This window comes from Schaedlerella sp. (assembly GCF_056796775.1).
In genome coordinates, this window is record NZ_JBQIKP010000042.1 from 1 (window position 1) to 17,463 (window position 17,463).

Sequence of the window (17,463 nt, forward strand, 5' to 3'; positions counted from 1 at the left end):
CTGCTGATAAAAAATGAATAATGCCAAGTAGCTTCCCCGTGTCAGAGAGAAGCTGCTTGGTATACTCATTTTTAATTTTGGTCAGGGTCTGACCAGTAACCAAGATGCGAAGCATCGGCAGACGGCTTTGCCGACTGTTTTTGCGCATGTGAGTAAAATGACTGTGAATAGTAACCGATAAAAAGTATGACTCGAAAAAGCCGAACATATTTTCGCAACAAGTGTTTGCTTTTTCGGCGGGACTATGCTATCATAATATCAGATTATAAATTCGTTGATTCCATTTACCAGGAGGTATATTTTATGTCACAGGGAAAGATCACTAAAAAGCAGGAAGAGATTTTATCATACATAAAGGATCAGATTTTATGCCGCGGGTTTCCGCCGTCGGTCCGGGAGATCTGCGAGGCCGTGCATCTGAAGTCCACTTCTTCTGTCCACTCTCATCTTGAGACCCTGGAAAAGAACGGCTATATCCACCGGGATCCGACCAAGCCGCGCGCGATCGAGATCCTGGACGATACATTCAATCTGACCCGCCGTGAGGTGGTGAATGTACCGATCATCGGTCATATTGCGGCCGGGGAGCCTCTTCTCGCCCAGCAGAATATTGAGAACTATTTTCCGGTACCCATGGAAATGCTGCCCAACAAGCAGACCTATCTCCTCATCGTACACGGGGAAAGCATGGTGAACGCCGGAATCCTGAGCGGCGATTATGTCCTGGTCCAGGAGCAGAATACGGCTTCTGACGGAGATATGGTGGTTGCTCTGATCGAAGACAGCGCCACGGTCAAGACCTTTTATAAGGAAGACGGTTATATCCGCCTGCAGCCGGAGAATGACTACATGGATCCGATCATTGTTCAGAACCCTCTCATCTTAGGCAAGGTGATCGGGATCTTCCGCTTCTTTGATTAAAAAAGAATCCAACTGTACGGTTAAAGTCCCTTTCGAGGATTGCGGCCGTACAGTTGGAGACTTCTCCTGTTATTATCGACTTTCCAGAGTCTCGATCCCGATGGTCTTTCCGTCCCGCCAGATGCGCTCCAGGTCATAGAAGAGACGATTTTCCCGGTCAAAGACATGTACGATGATGTCACCAAAATCCAGCAACACCCATCTGCCGGTTCCGTATCCTTCTCTCTGCTTTACGGAATACCCTGCTTTTTCCAGTTCCTCCTCCACGTTGTCTACCATAGCGCGGATCTGGCTTTCATTGGAGCCGCTTGCGATGAGAAAATAATCGGCAAGCACGGATATGCCTTCAATGTCTATGATCTTAATATTCTCGCCCTTCTTATCCTCTAATGCACGATAAGCGATCTTGGCCATTTCCTTGGAATGTTCCATTGCATTCCCTCCTTTTATACAATTTGTCAATAAAATATAAAAATCTGCCGGCAGGTCTGCCGTTTCCTGTAGGATGAACAATATGCTGCTCTAATCTTTATAATACTCATAGGTCATCCGGGTCAGAGGATCTATGGGCCGTTTTGATTTTTCCAGGTAATTTAGCGTGGCTGCAGCGCACTTGCAGACAGCCTGGTCAATATCTGTAAAAGACAGCTTCCGGATCTCCGGCAGGCCCGGAATCATTTTCCGGCCGGGTTCCACATAATCCGCCAGATAGATGATCTTATCCAGCATCGACATATGAGGCCGTCCGGTAGTATGATACCGAATCGCATCTAAAATCCTGGGATTGTCGATCCCGTACTTATTTTCGGCCAGATATGCGCCGAGCCTGGCATGGATCAGTGCAGGGACTTCTACTTCTGCCCTTTCCAGCCTGATCTCATGCTTCCGGCACAGCCGGAGCTGCTTTTCAATGGAGCTGTACTTTCCGCAGTCATGCAAAAGTCCGGCTGTCAGCGCTTCCTCCAGGTTTTCATCATACCGCATTGCAAGAGACGCGGCTGTATACATGACCCCGAGTGTATGCTGATAACGTTCTTTTTTCAGCTTATTTTTCAGTTTCTCGCGAATTTTCTCCAAGTCTGCCATGGTCCAAATCCCCTTTTTGATGTTTACTATTCACAGCCAGATAGAAGCTTTTTGATACAAGTGATTTTCTTTGATATACTCTGCTGCCGCGTCTGTCACCATATAATAAATGCTCTTCCCCTGGGAAACCCGCTTCCGGAGCGTAGTCGAGGAAATCTCCAGCAGGGGAGCTCTCAGGATTCGGATTTTCGCTCCATACGCACTCTCCAGATACTGAATCTGTTTTTCCATATCCGCCGCGTCCTTGTCATCCCGCATGGCAGCCAGGATCGTGCAGGTGGGAAAGATCTCCCGGAAATGCTTCCAGGTCTCGATCGCGAATAAAGAATCCGCCCCCAAAATGAAATAAAATTCATATTCCGGATAAAGCGCATTCAGCTCCCGCATGGTCTGATAGGTATAGGAATGTTCGTTTTCCTTTGCCTCATGCAGACAGAGCTTAAAATATAGGACCTCCCGGATGGACAGCCGGATCATCTCCACGCGGTGCCGCAGTGCCTCCTTTTCCTCCGTCTGCTGCTTGTGTGGGGGATTGCCGTTGGGCAGATACCAGATCTCATCCAGTCCGAATTCCTCATATGCAAATTCTCCCAACAGCAGATGTCCGATATGGATCGGGTCAAATGTCCCGCCCATGATACCGATCTTCATTCCGCCACCTAAGCCTTCTTGGATGATGAGGACGGCCATACGATCTTCTTTTTATCGTCTTTGCCTTCCTTATATAAAACGATCTTCTTCCCGATCACCTGGACGACCTGGGACCGGGTACGCTCCGCCACCAGTTCGGCAAGCTCCCGCGGGTCGTCCGCACAGTTCTGGAGCACGCTGATCTTAATGAGTTCCCTTGCATCCAATGCTTCTGCGATGGCCTGGGTGAGTCCCGGCGTCATGCTGGATTTTCCGATCTGAAAGATAGGATCCATGGTCATGGCAAGACTTTTTAAATAGGCTCTCTGCTTTGTTGTCATATCTATCCTTCTCCTGTTCTAATCGTTACGAACTGTCTCAAAATAATATATATCTTGCGCAATCTATACATATTATTTCGCGACAGTTCCTTACTCGCTCTTTAAGTATTCAAACTGCAGGCCGTACATCTTCACGGTATCGCCGTCCTGGATACCGGCCGCTTCCAGTTCGTCAAGGATTCCGGTATTTTTCAGGAAACGCTGGAAAAATACAAAGCCCTTCTCTGCATCCAGGTTGGTATATCCAAGCATCTTCTCGATCTTCGGTCCTTCCACAACATACATTCCGTCCACAAGCTCCACGCTGTAAGGCAGCTCTTCGTAGATCAGCTCGTCCTCCGGAAAATATTCCTGTTCAAACACGACGGGCTTCTGATCCATCTTCTGCAGCTCCTCCGCCACATAATACAGCAGCTCATGGATTCCCTGCCCGGAAACGCCGGAGATTGGGAATACACGGATTCCCCTGGGTTCAAATTCCGCCCGAAGCCGATCTACCGGATCCTCATCTCCGGAATAGATCAGATCCGTTTTATTTGCCGCGATCACCTGGGGCCTTCCTGCCAGTTCCTGATTGTAAGCTTCCAACTCCTGATTGATCTTATAGATATCATCCACCGGATCCCGTCCTTCGGTTCCGGCCGCGTCCACCACATGGATCATCAACTTCGTCCGCTCAATGTGACGCAAAAATTCATGCCCCAGTCCAACGCCCTCCGAAGCCCCTTCGATGAGCCCAGGGATGTCTGCCATGACAAAGCCCTTTCCGTTTTCCAGGTCTACCACGCCCAGGTTCGGGTTCAGCGTGGTAAAATGATAATTGGCGATCTTAGGATCCGCATTGGTCACACGGGACAAAAGCGTAGATTTCCCGACATTCGGAAAGCCCACCAGCCCCACATCCGCAATGACCTTCAGCTCCAGAAGCACTTCCAGCTCCATGGCCGGCTTTCCGGGCTGGGCGTATTTCGGAACCTGCATGGTGGCTGTGGCGAAATGCTGGTTCCCCAGCCCGCCCCTTCCGCCTTTGAGCACGATCTGACGCCGGTTGTCTCCGGACATATCCGCAATGACCTTCTGTGTCCTGGCTTCCTTGATGACGGTTCCTTCCGGTACTTTCAGCACCAGGTCCTTGCCGTTCTTGCCATGGCAGCGGCGCTTGCCGCCTTCTTCCCCGTCTCCTGCCGCAAACTTCCTCTTATGTCGGTAATCCACCAGCGTATTCAGGCCTTCATCGACTTCAAAGATCAGATCGCCGCCGTCGCCGCCGTCGCCGCCGTCCGGTCCTCCATTTGCTACATACAATTCCCGCCGGAAGCTGCAGTGTCCATTGCCGCCCTTTCCCGACCGGATCATGATTTTTGCTCTGTCCGCAAACATACATACTCTCCTATCACCAAAACTCTAATATACTACGGTATAAAAAAGGCAGGAAATACTTCCTGCCTTGTAGGGACTACAATTATTCTGCCTTCGGATAGATAGAAACCTGCTTCTTATCTCTTCCCTTTCTCTCAAAACGTACAACACCGTCAACCAGTGCGAACAAGGTATCATCGCCGCCGCGTCCTACGTTCATGCCCGGATGGATCTTCGTTCCGCGCTGTCTGTACAGGATGTTGCCCGCCTTTACGAATTGTCCGTCAGCCCTCTTGGCACCTAATCTTTTTGACTCGGAGTCACGTCCGTTCCTTGTGGAACCAACTCCCTTTTTATGAGCAAAAAACTGAAGGTTCAGATTCATCATGATAATTACACCTCCTTGAAAATGATATCAATGTATGGTTCATATTCGCTGTTCTCCTCCAGACTCTCCAGACCAAGAATCATGGTATTGACCAGCAGATCCGCATCATGGGAAGGCCGTCTGCGGAAACGGAACTCAATGGTTCCCTCTTCCTCGTCGCTGACATGGCTTGTCTCATCCTCCGTATATGCTTCCAATGCGTTCATGGTATTGATCACCAGCATGGAAACCGCCGCGCATACGACATCCTTTCCTGGATCTGAGAACTCAGCATGTCCGCTCACGTCAAAGCCTGTATACACATGATGTTCATTCATATAAATAGTAATCCGGATCATCTTTGATTATGCGTTGATCTTTTCAATCTTAACTGCTGTGTACTGCTGTCTGTGGCCGTTCTTTTTGTGGTATCCTGTTTTTCTCTTGTACTTGTAGACAATGACCTTTTTACCCTTGCCGTCACCCAGCACGGATGCGGTTACGGTCGCTCCGTCTACAACAGGGTTTCCAACAACGAGACTCTCATTATTCACCGCAAGTACCTGGTCAAATGTATAAGTCTCTCCAGCTTCTACACCAAGCTTTTCTACTTTAATGATATCGCCTTCGGATACTTTGTACTGTTTACCACCTGTTGCTATGATCGCGTACATATGGCACCTCCTATTATCATTACTCGCCAGCTGCGGTGTCCGCATTCCCGTATCGCAGATCATATTCGTCTGATCTGCCGAACACCTGACCGTCAGGGACATCACATATCACATAAAATCAGGTTGCGGAACTTTGTAAACCTCGCTGTGCGGCATACTCATAAAATATACCATGGGGATTTTATAAAGTCAAGAGCTTCTTTGCATTTTCCCCAAGAATCTGCGTCTTTTCCGCCTCTGTCAGATCCATCTTCCGGAAATACTCTACCGATTCCTTCTGACCGGACCATGGGGAGTCTGTGGCAAACAGGATCCGGTCCGTGCCGTGATTTCTGCAGATGCGCAGAAACTGCTCGTCCGGGATCTGTCCGAATACGACCGCCGTGTCAAACCAGACATCCCTTCCCACCAGCTCCTGCTCCACCTCATCCCACCGCAGAAATCCGCCCATATGGGCCAGGACCAGTCTGGTCGGCTGAACCTCTTCCAGCATCTCTGCGGCCATAGCGGGGGTACAGTGTACACGGTCCGGGTATCCCGGATCAAAACCGGCATGCACAGAGACGATCATATCCAGCTCACTGGCAAAGGAAATAATGCGCTTGTACCGGATATCGTTGAAAAACGTATCCTGATAATCCGGATGAAGCTTGATCCCGGGGAACCCATGGTCCTTTAGATACAGAAGCTTTTTCTTATAATCCTCGTTTTCCGGATGGATGCCGCCGAAGGACAAAATCCGCCCATCCCGGTACTGCTCCGCAAAACGGTTGATACTGTCGAACTGCTCCGGATTGGTCACGACCGGAAGGGCGACAGAGCACTCCAGTCCGGCTTCCTCTGCGGAAGCGGCAAGCCCCTGAGGTGTTCCGTCGGTAAAGGGAACGGTTTTGCACCGTTCGCTTAAAAAATGTAGTGTCTTCGGGGCGATCTTTTCCGGAAACATATGTGTATGAAAATCAATCATCTTCTCCTCCCGTAAAATGCGATGTACTCCCGGATTCCCTGTAAAGCCGATGAAATCCTGAGAGTACATTTGTCTGTCTGCAAAATCGGATGCTCTGTTATTAAGCACCGTAAATCTAAAAAGTAACAATCCGTCAAAAAGCCCCTTTTCATTGACAGGAGTTCCTGACTTCGCGTCATCAGATCCGCGTTTCAACAAAAATCTCATACAGGGCGCGGATCGCGTTTTTGAAATCATCATGACGTACGCCGACAATGATGTTCAGCTCACTGGAGCCCTGGTCGATCATCTTCACATTGATATGCGCATGGGCCAGTGAAGAGAAGATTCTTCCCGCAGTTCCCCGGGTGGCCTTCATACCCCTGCCTACCACAGCGATCAGGGCCAGATCCGATTCCAGCTCGATGTGATCCGGATGTACGGCCTTGTGGATCCCTGCAATGACCTGCTGCTCCTTTTCCTCAAAGATATCTTTATGGACAAAGATGGTCATGGTATCAATCCCGGACGGCATATGCTCAATAGAAATCTCGTTTTCTTCAAACACCTGCAGCACCTTGCGACAGAATCCTACCTCGGAATTCATCATGGACTTTTCAATGGTAATGGAAACAAAGCTGTCTGTCCCCGCAATTCCCGTGATGGTGTACCTGGGCTGCCGGCAGGTGCCCTCTACGATCAGAGTTCCCTTGTCCTCGGGCTGGTTCGTGTTGCGGATGTTGATCGGAATGCCCGCCTTTCTCACCGGGAAAATGGCATCCTCATGAAGCACGCTGGCTCCCATATAGGCCAGCTCCCGCAGCTCCTTGTAGGTGATGGTCTCAATAGCCTTGGGATTCTGGACAATCCTGGGATCCGCAATCAGAAAGCCGGATACATCGGTCCAGTTCTCATACAGATCCGCCTGCACGGCCAGAGCCACCAGCGAACCGGTGATATCTGAACCGCCTCTGGAAAAGGTCACGATGGTGCCGTCCTCCATGGCTCCGTAAAATCCGGGAATCACCGCTCCGGAAGAATTGCGCAGCCGTTCGGCAAGAAGCGTATTCGTCGTCTCATCATCAAATACCTTCTCTTTATCAAAGCGGATCACCTCCGCGGCATCAATAAATTCGAACCCCAGATATGCGGCCATGATCTTTCCGTTGAGGTATTCTCCTCTCGAAGCGGCATAATCCCGGCCGATCTTTTTGCCGAAATTTTCCCGAATGGTCTTAAATTCGTCCTCCAGAGACATGGAAAGCTTCAATCCGTCAATAATCTCCTGATACCTGGCTTTGATCGCCTCTAACTGCTCCGTAAAATCCTTTTCCCGGATGGCCGCGCCATAACAGCCATAGAGCATATCCGTTACTTTGGTATCGCTTGAAAAACGTTTTCCCGGCGCAGACGGTACAACGTAGATCCTGGTCTTATCCGCCCGGACGATCCTTGCGGCCTTCTTAAACTGCCCCGCGCTTGCCAGGGAGCTTCCCCCAAATTTTACTACTTTTTTCATTATCCTGTTTCCTCCATGTACCTGTTGCCGGCTGATCTAAGAAGCATTCCTAAAATAACTGTCCGTAACTCTTAACATTGTTCCGTACAGAACCTGCAATTATTTCAGGAATGATCCATAGCAGCAGATCTTCTGCTCCCGGCACTCTTTTTGTATTCCTTCCAACTGACAGTCGAATCATATTATAACGCTTTCTGAAAAACTTGTAAATCAAAATTTGCACATAATTATTCGTAAAGTATACAGGAAATCATGTATGGGCTTCCCGGCTCCCGTTCAGGAGCACATCCGCGTACTCCGCGCCGGCTGCGCGTTTTAGATCCTCCGGCCTGAGCTTTAGCTGCATGCCGATCTTTCCGCCGCTGACATAGATCTGGTCGAATCCCTGCGCGCTTGCATCCAGAACGGCGGGAAACCTCTTCTTCATCCCGATGGCTGTACATCCGCCCCGCACATATCCGGTTACATTCGTGATCTCCTTCACCGGAAGCATTTCCACAGACTTCTCTCCCACCGCCTTTGCCGCCTTTTTCAGATCCAGCTCTCCCTCAATGGGAATGACAAATACATAATGCTCCCCGGTCTTTCCCGTGGTCACCAGCGTTTTATATACCAGCTCGTGGGGCAGGCCGGTCAGATCCGCGGTGGAAACGCCGCTGACAAACTCATCGCATTCATAGGTCAGAGATTCATAAGGGATCTTCAGCTTATCCAGCATGCGCATGGCATTGGTCTTAAATTCTTTTTTGCTCATCACTCTCTCCCCTTCCAGCATTCATGCAGCGGCTTGCGAAGTTTCTTCCGGGTCACCTCCACAAGCTGCAGAGCGGTCACATCAATCAGCGTGGTCTGTATCGGATCCCGGGAAAGAAATTTACGGAATTCCCGCAGCAGAAGCTGCATATCCTCTGCTTTTTCCATGTTGATAAAATCCACCACAATGATCCCCGACAGATTCCGGAGCCGAATCTGCTTGGCGATCTCCTGGGCCGCTTCCAGGTTCATCTGCAGAAAAGCGTCCGGGCGGCTCTTTTTGGAGACACATTTTCCCGAGTTCACATCCACCACTGTCAGCGCCTCCGTGGGCTGTATGATCAGATAGCCGCCGTGCTTTAACCAGACCCGTTCTCTCAGCGCCTGCTCCAGGATGGTCTGGGTGCTGTACAGCTTTCCGAGGGGCAGCAGTGGATCCTCATAGAGCCGGAGTTTGTCAACAAATTCCGGCTGTTCCCTGCGGGAATACTCCAGGATCTCCTCATAAAGGGCCTGATCTTCCACGAGGATTTCGGACAGCCCGCTTGCATATACATTTTTCAGATCCGTAAGATAGGGCCTGGCCGCGGTATACAGGCAGGAAAAGCAGGTCCGTGAGCCTGCCGTCTGCTTTAACTCCCGGAACCGGTTCTTGAGCTGGGAAAGCTCCGCAAGCACGGTTTCCGGGGGCACATCCCTGGCATTGGTCCGCACGATCACCCCGTATTCTTCATTTTTCCAGTCCTGCAGCCGCTCCTTATAGTCGTCCCGCAGAGCCCTGGGCAGCTTTGCCGACACGCCGATCCGGGTATTGCCGGAGGTGAGCACTGTATAACGCCCGGTCAGGCTGAGATTGCTGCTGACGGTGGGAGCCTTTGTCTTTACGGCTTCCCGGCTCACCTGCACGAGAAGTTCATCCCCAATGCACAGCGGCTTTTTTCCCATTTTATTTGTAAAAATGGCATGAGGGACCTGGCTGATGTCATAGTAACAGCTGATGCCGCCGATATCGATAAAGGCGGCCCCGATATTTGCCACAATATTCTGGACCTTTCCGATATACATATTGCCCAGCGCGGCCTGCTGCCCGTCCGGATCCTGCCGGGAGCCCGGATGGATCTCCACGATCTCCCCGTCCTCGATAAAATATGTGCAGACAGATTCCTCTTCTTTGATAATCAGAATTTTCCTGGTCATTCGATATCCTTCCCCAATGCTTCCAAAGTCACAAGCTTCCGTATTCCCTTTGCTCTCTCCGCCTCCGATGCCAGATCCGCGTACATCTCCAACCGGCGCCGGGTCCATGCCATGGACGCTTCGTCGATCCCGGCAAATCTGCACAGCGCGGACATCACAAGCTCCGGCTTCAAATTCTGCGCGCTCCCCGCGGCAAGCTGGAGATAAATACCCTCTTTTGTAAGCTCCATCTGGTAGATCAGCGGACGGATGTCGGCCTCCTGCTCGCTCCGTTTCGTCTGCTTCGTGACAACAATTTCCTGCTGCCCTAAAAAGCCGGTGATCATCTTCTGCGTGAAAGTGGCCCCATTCTCGCGGCATTTGCAGCCCACCAGATAATCAGCCGCCGAGGCGATGGCCATTCCGGTCATTTTCTTTTCCTCCGAGATCTGCCGGAAGCTGATCACCTCAATACCCTCGGCTGTTACGGCATTCATCCTTCGGACCGCTTCCGCGCTTGAAATGTGCCCGGCCAGCTCCATGTCAAAATATTCTCCCTCGCTGGTCAGTCCGATCCCCAGGGGGCTTGCGAAGGACATGATCATATGAGGGTTGTACCCGGCCGTAAAGGCAATGGGAATCTGCGCCCTGCGCATCACCTTCTGGAAAAAGCGCATCACATCCAGATGGCCGATAAAGCGCAGGCTCCCGTCTTTTTTAAACTTAATTCTGACCTTCATAGCACACCCCTCCTCCAAAGGCCGCCGCGCCGCAGCCGGAACACTGCTGCCTGCAGTTTTTCGTCACCGTTTCTTTCATGGCAAGCTCCCATTCCCCGCGCAGAAATTGCCTGCTTACCCCGATGTCAATAAAATCCCAGGGGAACAATTCGTCTTCGCCCCGGCTCCGCAGGGTGTAAAAGTCCGGATCTACGCCTGTATTTTCAAATGCCTGCATCCAAGGCTCATTGTGGAAGGTCTCGGTCCAGGAGTCAAACAGGCAGCCCAGACGGTATGCTTCCTCCAGAACCTTTCCCACTCTCCGGTCGCCCCGGGCAAATATGCCTTCTAAGATGGTCACCTCGGCATCGTGCCAGTTGTACTTCAAGCTCTTCCGGTTGAGTTGTTCTGCAAACGCGTGCTTCACGATGGATGCCCGCCGTACATATTCCACCGCCGGGCACATGGGTGCCCACTGGAAGGGTGTGAAGGGCTTCGGAACAAAGAAGGAGGTACTGGTCGTGATCTGGCATTTCCCGCGGCGCTGCTCCTTGGGGAGCTCATAGTACTTCCGCGCCACCTTGTCCGCCAGGACAGCGATTTCCGCCATATCCTCTTCCGTCTCCGTGGGAAGTCCCAGCATGAAGTACAGCTTCACCTTGGCCCACCCACCGGCAAAGGCCTGTCCGGCGCCGTCCAGGATGTCCTCCTCCGTGAGCCCCTTATTGATCACGTTGCGCATCCGCTGGGAGCCGGCTTCGGGCGCAAAGGTGAGACTGCTCTTGCGGATATCCTGGACCTTCTGCATGGCGTCCAGGGAAAAGGCATCAATCCGCAGGGACGGCAGGGAAATGTTGATCCCCTTTCCCTGATATTCCTCAATCAGGAAGGTCACCAGCTCCTGCAGCCCCGAATAGTCGCTGGAGCTTAAAGAGCTGAGGCAGATTTCCTCATGCCCGGTGTTGTCCAGCATGGCCTTTGCATATTGCTTCAGGGTATCCACACTCCGCTCCCGGGTGGGCCGGTAGATCATCCCGGCCTGGCAGAACCGGCATCCCCGGATGCATCCACGCATGATCTCTAAGACTACCCGGTCCTGGGTTGCCTTGATAAAAGGAACCACCGGGCTCATGGGGTACACCACCTCATTCATCTCCATGACGGCCTGCTTCTTTACCTTTGCGGGGGCATGAAGGCTGACGGGATGAAAATCCGCCAGGGTGCCGTCCTCATGATAAGACGGTTCATAGAGCCGGGGAACGTAGATCCCTTCGATCCCGGCCGCGTATTCCAGAAATTCCAGGCGGCTTTTGCCCTCCTGCCGGCAGCGCCTGTAGGTGTCCATCAGCTGATCGTAGACTGTCTCCCCCTCCCCGATGTAAAACAGATCGAAGAAATCCGCCAGTGGCTCCGGATTATAGGCACAGGGGCCTCCGCCGATGACGATGGGTTCCTCCCAGGTGCGGTCCGCACTGTGCAGGGGGATCTGGCTTAAGTCCAGGATCTGCAGCACATTGGTATAGCACATCTCATATTGGAGGGTGATGCCCAGGAAGTCAAACTTACGGACCGGCTCCTGGGATTCCAGCGCGAATAAGGGGATCTGCTGCTCCTTCATGATCTTATGCAGATCCACCCAGGGGGAATAGACCCGCTCGCACCAGACGTCCTCCCGGCGGTTAAACATGTCGTAGAGGATCTGGATTCCTAAGTGAGACATGCCGATCTCATAGACGTCGGGAAAACACATGGCGAAGCGGATGTCCACCTTATCAGGGTCCTTTGTCACACTGTTGACTTCCCCGCCGATGTAGCGGGCGGGCTTTTCGATTTTTAGTAATATTTCATCAGGTAAGGCTAGTTTTCTCATAGGATTCCTTTCGGGTTTTGTATGGATTTGACAATGTTCTCCTGTCTGTTTTTTGATGGTCGTGCTTTCAAACAGCCAGGATTGGAACTCAATTGTCAATATTATATACATTTTGAGAGAGAACTTCAAGCAAATATCCTTTATCTATCGGAATGATTTCAATTTCCTGCCCTTTGGACGCATTTCAGCGCAAATTCCATACATGGATTCAATGAAAATCTTCCAATCCATCCCTGCTGCTTTCCTTTTCTGTGACATCATCACATTCATTTCCCGTCTGATGTGCTATACTAAATGCATCAATCAACCAGGAGGTGTATGAATCATGGGTTTATTTGACTTTTTACGGCAGCCGGATATCAATCAGGGAATTCGGGATTACAGTGCGGCTTCCAATGCCGTTTTGCTTGATGTACGGACTCCGCAGGAATACCGGGAGGGGCATGTCCCGGGCAGCAGGAATCTTCCACTGCAGTCTATTGATCAGGCTGCGGGTGTCATCAAGGATAAAAGCACTCCCCTCTTTGTCTACTGCTATTCCGGCAGCAGGAGCAGTCAGGCAGTCAGCAGGCTTATGAAAATGGGATATCAGAATGTAAAAAATATCGGAGGCATGGCTTCCTACTCTGGAAAGGTGGAATCGTAATATGAAAATTGTAATCGTAGGCGGTGTGGCAGGCGGCGCCACCGCGGCAGCCAGAATCCGCAGGCTGGATGAACAGGCAGAGATCCTTGTATTCGAACGCTCCGGATATATTTCCTACGCAAACTGCGGCCTGCCCTATTATATCGGCGGAGTCATTGAGGATCCGGAGGAGCTGACGCTCCAGACCCCGGAAAGCTTCTTTTCCCGCTTCCGGATCACAATGAAGGTACATCATGAGGTGATCGCGGTCCATCCGGAACGAAAATATGTTTCCGTTCGGAATCTGGAAAGCGGAGAAGTCTTTGAGGAACCCTATGACAAGCTGCTCCTCTCTCCGGGGGCTAAGCCCACTCAGCCAAGGCTTCCCGGCATCGGCCTGGAAAAAATGTTTACGCTGCGGACTGTGGAGGATACCTTCCGCATCAAAGAGTTCATTCATCAAAATCATCCAAAGTCCGCTGTCCTGGCAGGCGGCGGCTTTATCGGACTGGAACTGGCGGAGAATCTGCGTGAACTGGGCATGGAGGTGACGATCGTTCAGCGGCCGAAGCAGCTCATGAATCCCTTTGACGCAGATATGGCCTCCTTCATCCACAGTGAAATGCGCAGACACGGGGTCAGACTGGCGCTGGGGCATACGGTGGAGGGCTTTGAGGAAAAAGACGGGGGCATCGAGATCCTTTTGAAGGATGAGGCTCCTCTCCATGCCGACATGGTGGTTCTGGCCATCGGCGTGACCCCGGATACTGCTCTTGCGCGGGAAGCCGGATTGGAGCTTGGGATCAAAGGCAGTATCCTGGTCAATGACCGGATGGAGACTTCCATGCCCGATATTTATGCCGTCGGGGATGCCGTACAGGTCAAACACGCCGTATCCGGGCAGGATGCCCTGATCTCACTGGCCGGTCCCGCAAATAAACAGGGGCGCATTGCCGCGGACAATATCTGCGGCGGAGACAGCCGGTATCCCGGGTCTCAGGGAAGCTCGGTCATCAAGGTATTTGATCTGACAGCCGCCGTCACCGGTCTGAACGAAAGGAATGCCAAGGCAGCAGGGATTGAGACCGACAAGGTGATCCTATCTCCTATGAGCCATGCTGGCTATTATCCCGGAGGCAGATTGATGACCATGAAGGTCCTGTTTGAAAAGAAAACTTATCGCCTGCTGGGCGCCCAGATTGTGGGCAGCGAGGGTGTGGACAAACGCGTCGACGTATTGGCAGCGGCCATCCATGCCAGGATAAAAGCGACGGAACTCCAGGAGCTTGACCTGGCCTATGCGCCGCCCTATTCCTCAGCCAAGGATCCGGTCAATATGGCGGGATTTATGATCGAGAATATCGAAAAAGGAGTGGTAAAGCAGTTCCATCCGGAGGACGTGGCAGATCTGCCACGTGACGGAAGCATCACTCTGCTGGATGCCCGTACCCCGGGAGAATTCCAAAACGGACATATTGAGGGATTTGTAAATATCCCGGTGGATGAGCTTCGGGAACGTCTGGGAGAGATCGAAAAGGAAAAAACAGTCTATGTGATATGCCAGAGCGGACTGCGCAGCTACATTGCCTGCCGGATCCTGTCCGGAAACGGTTATGATTGCAGAAATCTCTCCGGCGGCTACCGGTTCTACGCTTCCGTGATGCAGGACCGCCGCATGGCGGAGACTGCCGCTCCCTGCGGCATGGAGCGCTGACCAACTGCAGTCCGGCGTTGTATGGCCTGTGCATTGACAGTACTGGCCATACAGGACATTTTCATCTATCCATTGCTGATCCTGCGCAGCTTTTCCGGATCGGTGATCTCCACGGTCCCCCGGGACAGCCGTATCATCCCCTCTCTCTGAAAATAACGGAGCATCCGGGTGACGACTTCCCGGGGATTGCCCAGGTGGCTGCCGATGATCTCATGGGTGATCTTCAGGGAATCCGTTCCTTCCAGCGCAGCCTCCTCCAGAAGAAATCCGGCAAGGCGCTTGTCAAAGCTTTTCCATAAGATCTGCTCCAAAAGCCACATAACCTCCGAAAAGCGGGATGCCATGATCTCATTCGTAAAATTCGCCGCAGGCGCTGATTCTTCAAGGATTCCTTTGTAGACCTCGGCCGGAATGACGATCAGATCCGTTTCCTTTTCCGCTTCGATGGTGACCTCGAACTGGATCGAATGCATGATACAGGAAGCGGAAAACAGGCAGATATCCAGATCAAACAGACGGTAAAGGGAGATCTCCCGCCCCGCGTCCGAGAGGATATAGGCCCGAAGCTGCCCACGCCGTACGATCAGTAGGCCCGTGCAGTCCATGCTGCCGTTATGGAGCATGGTTCCTTTTTTTACAGTACGTTCCACCGCGCTCCCGGAGATCTTCTGCTTCTGGATCGCTGTCAGTTTATTCCAGATTGGAAAATAAGTTTCAAATTCCATAGAATCCATTCTCACCCTTTCCACAGTTTAGAATGCTTTCGAATTCCATTCTACCATACGATGAGATTTTTTTCTACAGCCAGAAAACCCGATTTGCTTTTCCACGTGTTTTTCCTCTATTTTTTCCCCTATTGCTTTTCTCTTATTGTTTTTCTACATGCTTTTTCAACAGGAAACCGATCGGCAGCAGGAGGATCCAGACCAGCAGCAGATAAAACAGCGATATCATAGCCACCGGCAGATCCAGAAGGATCCACCCCAGTGATTCGGCGGAAGAAAAATCCTCCAGCGAGCGAAGGCTGACAAACATCCCGATCAAAAAGCCAAGGCTTCCGAACAGACCTGAGATCTGCATGATCATTTTGACCGCCAGAAGGCTCTCCTTATACTCGGCAACGGAACCTCCTTTTTTCCCAAAGGCAAACAGGAAGGCCCTGCCGAAGGCGCTCAAAGATTTGGTGCAGAACAGAATCAGTATACATGGAATCAGAATAAACATCGCGGTAGCGCTGTCCATAAAATTGACCAGATTTCCAAAGCCGCCTCCAATATTCATCAGAATCCAGATAACAACTCCCACTAAATAAATCGCATAAAACATAATCAACTCTCTCCTTCCTTAAAGATATAAATTCGTCAGATCACACCGCTCCATACCAACTCGGCCTCTTCCCTCTTCGCGTCAAACTCTTCATCTGAAAGCCGGTCAAGCCGGTCCATATTTCCCATCGGCAGATAGTAGATCTCCCGTTCCAACGGCTGGTAATCCGCATTGGGATTCCGGTAAAAATTCTCTTCAAATACCTCTCCTTCACGGACGGTACTGCCGATAAAGCTGTCTTCGAGCAGGCTGTTCCACAGTGTCCTCGTATAGCAATAGTAGACCACTCTTACCGTCTTTCCGTTCCGCCGGATGGTCCGGCCATTGGATGTGAAATCATTGATCTTTAGTACTCTTTGCTGTTCCTTCGACAGGTTCAGGACAAATCGGACCTGTTCCATGGTCTGACAGTCATCAGTGTCTTCTGATCCCGCCGCGTCTGCCGGCCCCACATACACCCACTCTCTAAGCCCTCGGCTGTTCGGGACATACGCGATCTTGTACAATTCCGTAGTCATACAATCCGGGGCGTAAGAAACCGGGATTTCATAGCGTTTCAGAAATACGGTGGTTCCGATCAGTATGACACAGGTGGAAAGGGCGACGATCACATACTTCCGGTGCATACTTGCTTTTAATTTTTTCAGGAAATCAATCTCCGTTTTCTCCGGCGGTATCTCGATCGGAAGCTCTTCTGCCATCTGCCTGTAAATGGTGTTGCAGGAGTTACAGTTTTCCAGATGCATTTTCATTTCTTCATTGGTCTCCTCGCTGGTCAGACCGTCAATATAGCCCGGCAGCAGGTCTTTCACAATGCAGCACTTCATTTCTACACCTCCATTTTTTCCATGATTTTTTGTTTGGCCCTGTAAAATGTGGTGCGCGCCCAGTTTTCACTTTTTCCTAGGATCCTTCCGATCTCCGCAAAGGAGAACTCTCCGGTCAGGCGCAGGTAGACCAGCTCGCGCATCGGATCCGGAAGCGCATGGATGGCCTGGTACAGCGCAGTCTTTTCCATGTAGAGCAGGGTCGACTTTTCCGGTGATTCCTGACTCGGCACATTCTCCGTAAGCTCCGTCTGGTTCCAGCGGGAGCGCTTATCAAGCCATTGATACCAGAGATGCTTGGCGATCTGACAGAGCCATACCGACAGCTTACAGCTTCCGTCATAACGATCCATGGTCCGCATGGCCCGGAAAAAGGTCTCCTGGGTCAGTTCCTCCGAGAGATCCTCGTCGTGGGTGAGGCTCAGCAGATACCGATATACATCCTTCGCATGCTGTGTATAAGCTTTTTCAATCTCTTTCAGGGCACTCACCTCCTCCATTGCGTCTGCAGATGTCCGGCCGATCCATCCGATCATACCCAAGGGGCATCCCGTAATTCATGTCCCTGCGGGACGGGCGGGCTTCGTCCGATAAGGTATAAAATGCGGAA

At 51.4% G+C, this 17,463-nt stretch carries 21 protein-coding genes; 3 read left to right on the forward strand and 18 right to left on the reverse strand.

What is annotated here, in order from left to right:
* Positions 1 to 303: 303 nt before the first annotated feature.
* Positions 304 to 921, forward strand: a complete 618-nt coding sequence (gene lexA / locus ACTOY7_RS16375; RefSeq protein ID WP_160281111.1) for a transcriptional repressor LexA — start codon at positions 304 to 306, stop codon at positions 919 to 921.
* A 72-nt stretch (positions 922 to 993) separates the two neighbouring features.
* Here lexA and rsfS read toward each other — a convergent pair whose 3' ends face one another.
* The 14 genes from rsfS to ACTOY7_RS16445 all read right to left on the reverse strand — a co-directional run bounded on the left by rsfS (position 994) and on the right by ACTOY7_RS16445 (position 12,361).
* Positions 994 to 1,353 (reverse strand): ribosome silencing factor, encoded by a 360-nt coding sequence (gene rsfS / locus ACTOY7_RS16380; protein ID WP_160281112.1) that lies wholly within the window; start codon positions 1,351 to 1,353, stop codon positions 994 to 996.
* Between the two features lie 90 nt (positions 1,354 to 1,443).
* The gene (yqeK, locus tag ACTOY7_RS16385) at positions 1,444 to 2,007 is read right to left on the reverse strand and encodes a bis(5'-nucleosyl)-tetraphosphatase (symmetrical) YqeK (protein ID WP_160281113.1); all 564 of its coding nucleotides are present in this window, start codon (positions 2,005 to 2,007) and stop codon (positions 1,444 to 1,446) included.
* Positions 2,008 to 2,037: 30 nt separating this feature from the next.
* On the reverse strand, positions 2,038 to 2,658 hold the full coding sequence (gene nadD / locus ACTOY7_RS16390) for a nicotinate-nucleotide adenylyltransferase (protein WP_482671067.1): 621 nt from the start codon (positions 2,656 to 2,658) through the stop codon (positions 2,038 to 2,040).
* Between the two features lie 8 nt (positions 2,659 to 2,666).
* Positions 2,667 to 2,978, reverse strand: a complete 312-nt coding sequence (gene yhbY / locus ACTOY7_RS16395; RefSeq protein WP_160281115.1) for a ribosome assembly RNA-binding protein YhbY — start codon at positions 2,976 to 2,978, stop codon at positions 2,667 to 2,669.
* A 90-nt stretch (positions 2,979 to 3,068) separates the two neighbouring features.
* Positions 3,069 to 4,358, reverse strand: coding sequence for a GTPase ObgE (obgE, locus tag ACTOY7_RS16400; protein ID WP_300884071.1), 1,290 nt, complete (start codon positions 4,356 to 4,358; stop codon positions 3,069 to 3,071).
* A gap of 82 nt (positions 4,359 to 4,440) precedes the next feature.
* Positions 4,441 to 4,725 (reverse strand): 50S ribosomal protein L27, encoded by a 285-nt coding sequence (gene rpmA / locus ACTOY7_RS16405; protein ID WP_016294034.1) that lies wholly within the window; start codon positions 4,723 to 4,725, stop codon positions 4,441 to 4,443.
* Positions 4,726 to 4,730: 5 nt separating this feature from the next.
* Positions 4,731 to 5,063 carry a ribosomal-processing cysteine protease Prp gene (locus ACTOY7_RS16410; protein ID WP_160281117.1) on the reverse strand — a complete coding sequence of 111 codons (333 nt, stop codon included), beginning with the start codon at positions 5,061 to 5,063 and terminating at the stop codon, positions 4,731 to 4,733.
* Between the two features lie 6 nt (positions 5,064 to 5,069).
* Entirely contained in the window at positions 5,070 to 5,378 is a 309-nt protein-coding gene (rplU, locus tag ACTOY7_RS16415; protein ID WP_016294032.1) for a 50S ribosomal protein L21, read from the reverse strand.
* A 181-nt stretch (positions 5,379 to 5,559) separates the two neighbouring features.
* Positions 5,560 to 6,345 (reverse strand): amidohydrolase family protein, encoded by a 786-nt coding sequence (locus ACTOY7_RS16420; RefSeq protein WP_160281165.1) that lies wholly within the window; start codon positions 6,343 to 6,345, stop codon positions 5,560 to 5,562.
* Positions 6,346 to 6,523: 178 nt separating this feature from the next.
* Positions 6,524 to 7,843: an aspartate kinase gene (locus tag ACTOY7_RS16425; protein WP_300884076.1), complete on the reverse strand. Its 1,320-nt coding sequence runs from the start codon at positions 7,841 to 7,843 to the stop codon at positions 6,524 to 6,526.
* A 250-nt stretch (positions 7,844 to 8,093) separates the two neighbouring features.
* Complete coding sequence (gene ybaK / locus ACTOY7_RS16430) at positions 8,094 to 8,597, reverse strand: Cys-tRNA(Pro) deacylase (RefSeq protein ID WP_160281119.1); 504 nt, start codon at positions 8,595 to 8,597, stop codon at positions 8,094 to 8,096.
* Positions 8,597 to 9,793, reverse strand: a complete 1,197-nt coding sequence (locus tag ACTOY7_RS16435) for a ribonuclease E/G (RefSeq protein WP_482671066.1) — start codon at positions 9,791 to 9,793, stop codon at positions 8,597 to 8,599. The genes ybaK and ACTOY7_RS16435 overlap by 1 nt, the downstream gene beginning before the upstream one ends.
* Complete coding sequence (locus tag ACTOY7_RS16440; RefSeq protein ID WP_394684150.1) at positions 9,790 to 10,512, reverse strand: TIGR03936 family radical SAM-associated protein; 723 nt, start codon at positions 10,510 to 10,512, stop codon at positions 9,790 to 9,792. The genes ACTOY7_RS16435 and ACTOY7_RS16440 overlap by 4 nt, the downstream gene beginning before the upstream one ends.
* Complete coding sequence (locus ACTOY7_RS16445) at positions 10,496 to 12,361, reverse strand: TIGR03960 family B12-binding radical SAM protein (protein ID WP_482671065.1); 1,866 nt, start codon at positions 12,359 to 12,361, stop codon at positions 10,496 to 10,498. Before ACTOY7_RS16445 ends, ACTOY7_RS16440 begins: the two co-directional genes overlap by 17 nt.
* Before the next feature lie 325 nt (positions 12,362 to 12,686).
* Here ACTOY7_RS16445 and ACTOY7_RS16450 point away from each other — a divergent pair, with 325 nt between their 5' ends.
* Both ACTOY7_RS16450 and ACTOY7_RS16455 read left to right on the forward strand, forming a co-directional pair.
* Complete coding sequence (locus tag ACTOY7_RS16450; protein ID WP_482671064.1) at positions 12,687 to 13,007, forward strand: rhodanese-like domain-containing protein; 321 nt, start codon at positions 12,687 to 12,689, stop codon at positions 13,005 to 13,007.
* A gap of 1 nt (position 13,008) precedes the next feature.
* On the forward strand, positions 13,009 to 14,700 hold the full coding sequence (locus ACTOY7_RS16455; RefSeq protein ID WP_482671063.1) for an FAD-dependent oxidoreductase: 1,692 nt from the start codon (positions 13,009 to 13,011) through the stop codon (positions 14,698 to 14,700).
* Between the two features lie 65 nt (positions 14,701 to 14,765).
* Here the strand turns inward: ACTOY7_RS16455 and ACTOY7_RS16460 are convergent, their stop codons facing one another.
* The 4 genes from ACTOY7_RS16460 to ACTOY7_RS16475 all read right to left on the reverse strand — a co-directional run bounded on the left by ACTOY7_RS16460 (position 14,766) and on the right by ACTOY7_RS16475 (position 17,389).
* Complete coding sequence (locus ACTOY7_RS16460; protein ID WP_482671062.1) at positions 14,766 to 15,425, reverse strand: Crp/Fnr family transcriptional regulator; 660 nt, start codon at positions 15,423 to 15,425, stop codon at positions 14,766 to 14,768.
* A 142-nt stretch (positions 15,426 to 15,567) separates the two neighbouring features.
* Positions 15,568 to 16,026 carry a MotA/TolQ/ExbB proton channel family protein gene (locus tag ACTOY7_RS16465; RefSeq protein ID WP_300886257.1) on the reverse strand — a complete coding sequence of 153 codons (459 nt, stop codon included), beginning with the start codon at positions 16,024 to 16,026 and terminating at the stop codon, positions 15,568 to 15,570.
* Positions 16,027 to 16,061: 35 nt separating this feature from the next.
* Positions 16,062 to 16,853, reverse strand: coding sequence for a zf-HC2 domain-containing protein (locus ACTOY7_RS16470; protein ID WP_482671061.1), 792 nt, complete (start codon positions 16,851 to 16,853; stop codon positions 16,062 to 16,064).
* A gap of 2 nt (positions 16,854 to 16,855) precedes the next feature.
* Positions 16,856 to 17,389, reverse strand: a complete 534-nt coding sequence (locus ACTOY7_RS16475) for an RNA polymerase sigma factor (protein ID WP_300824794.1) — start codon at positions 17,387 to 17,389, stop codon at positions 16,856 to 16,858.
* Positions 17,390 to 17,463 lie beyond the last annotated feature (74 nt).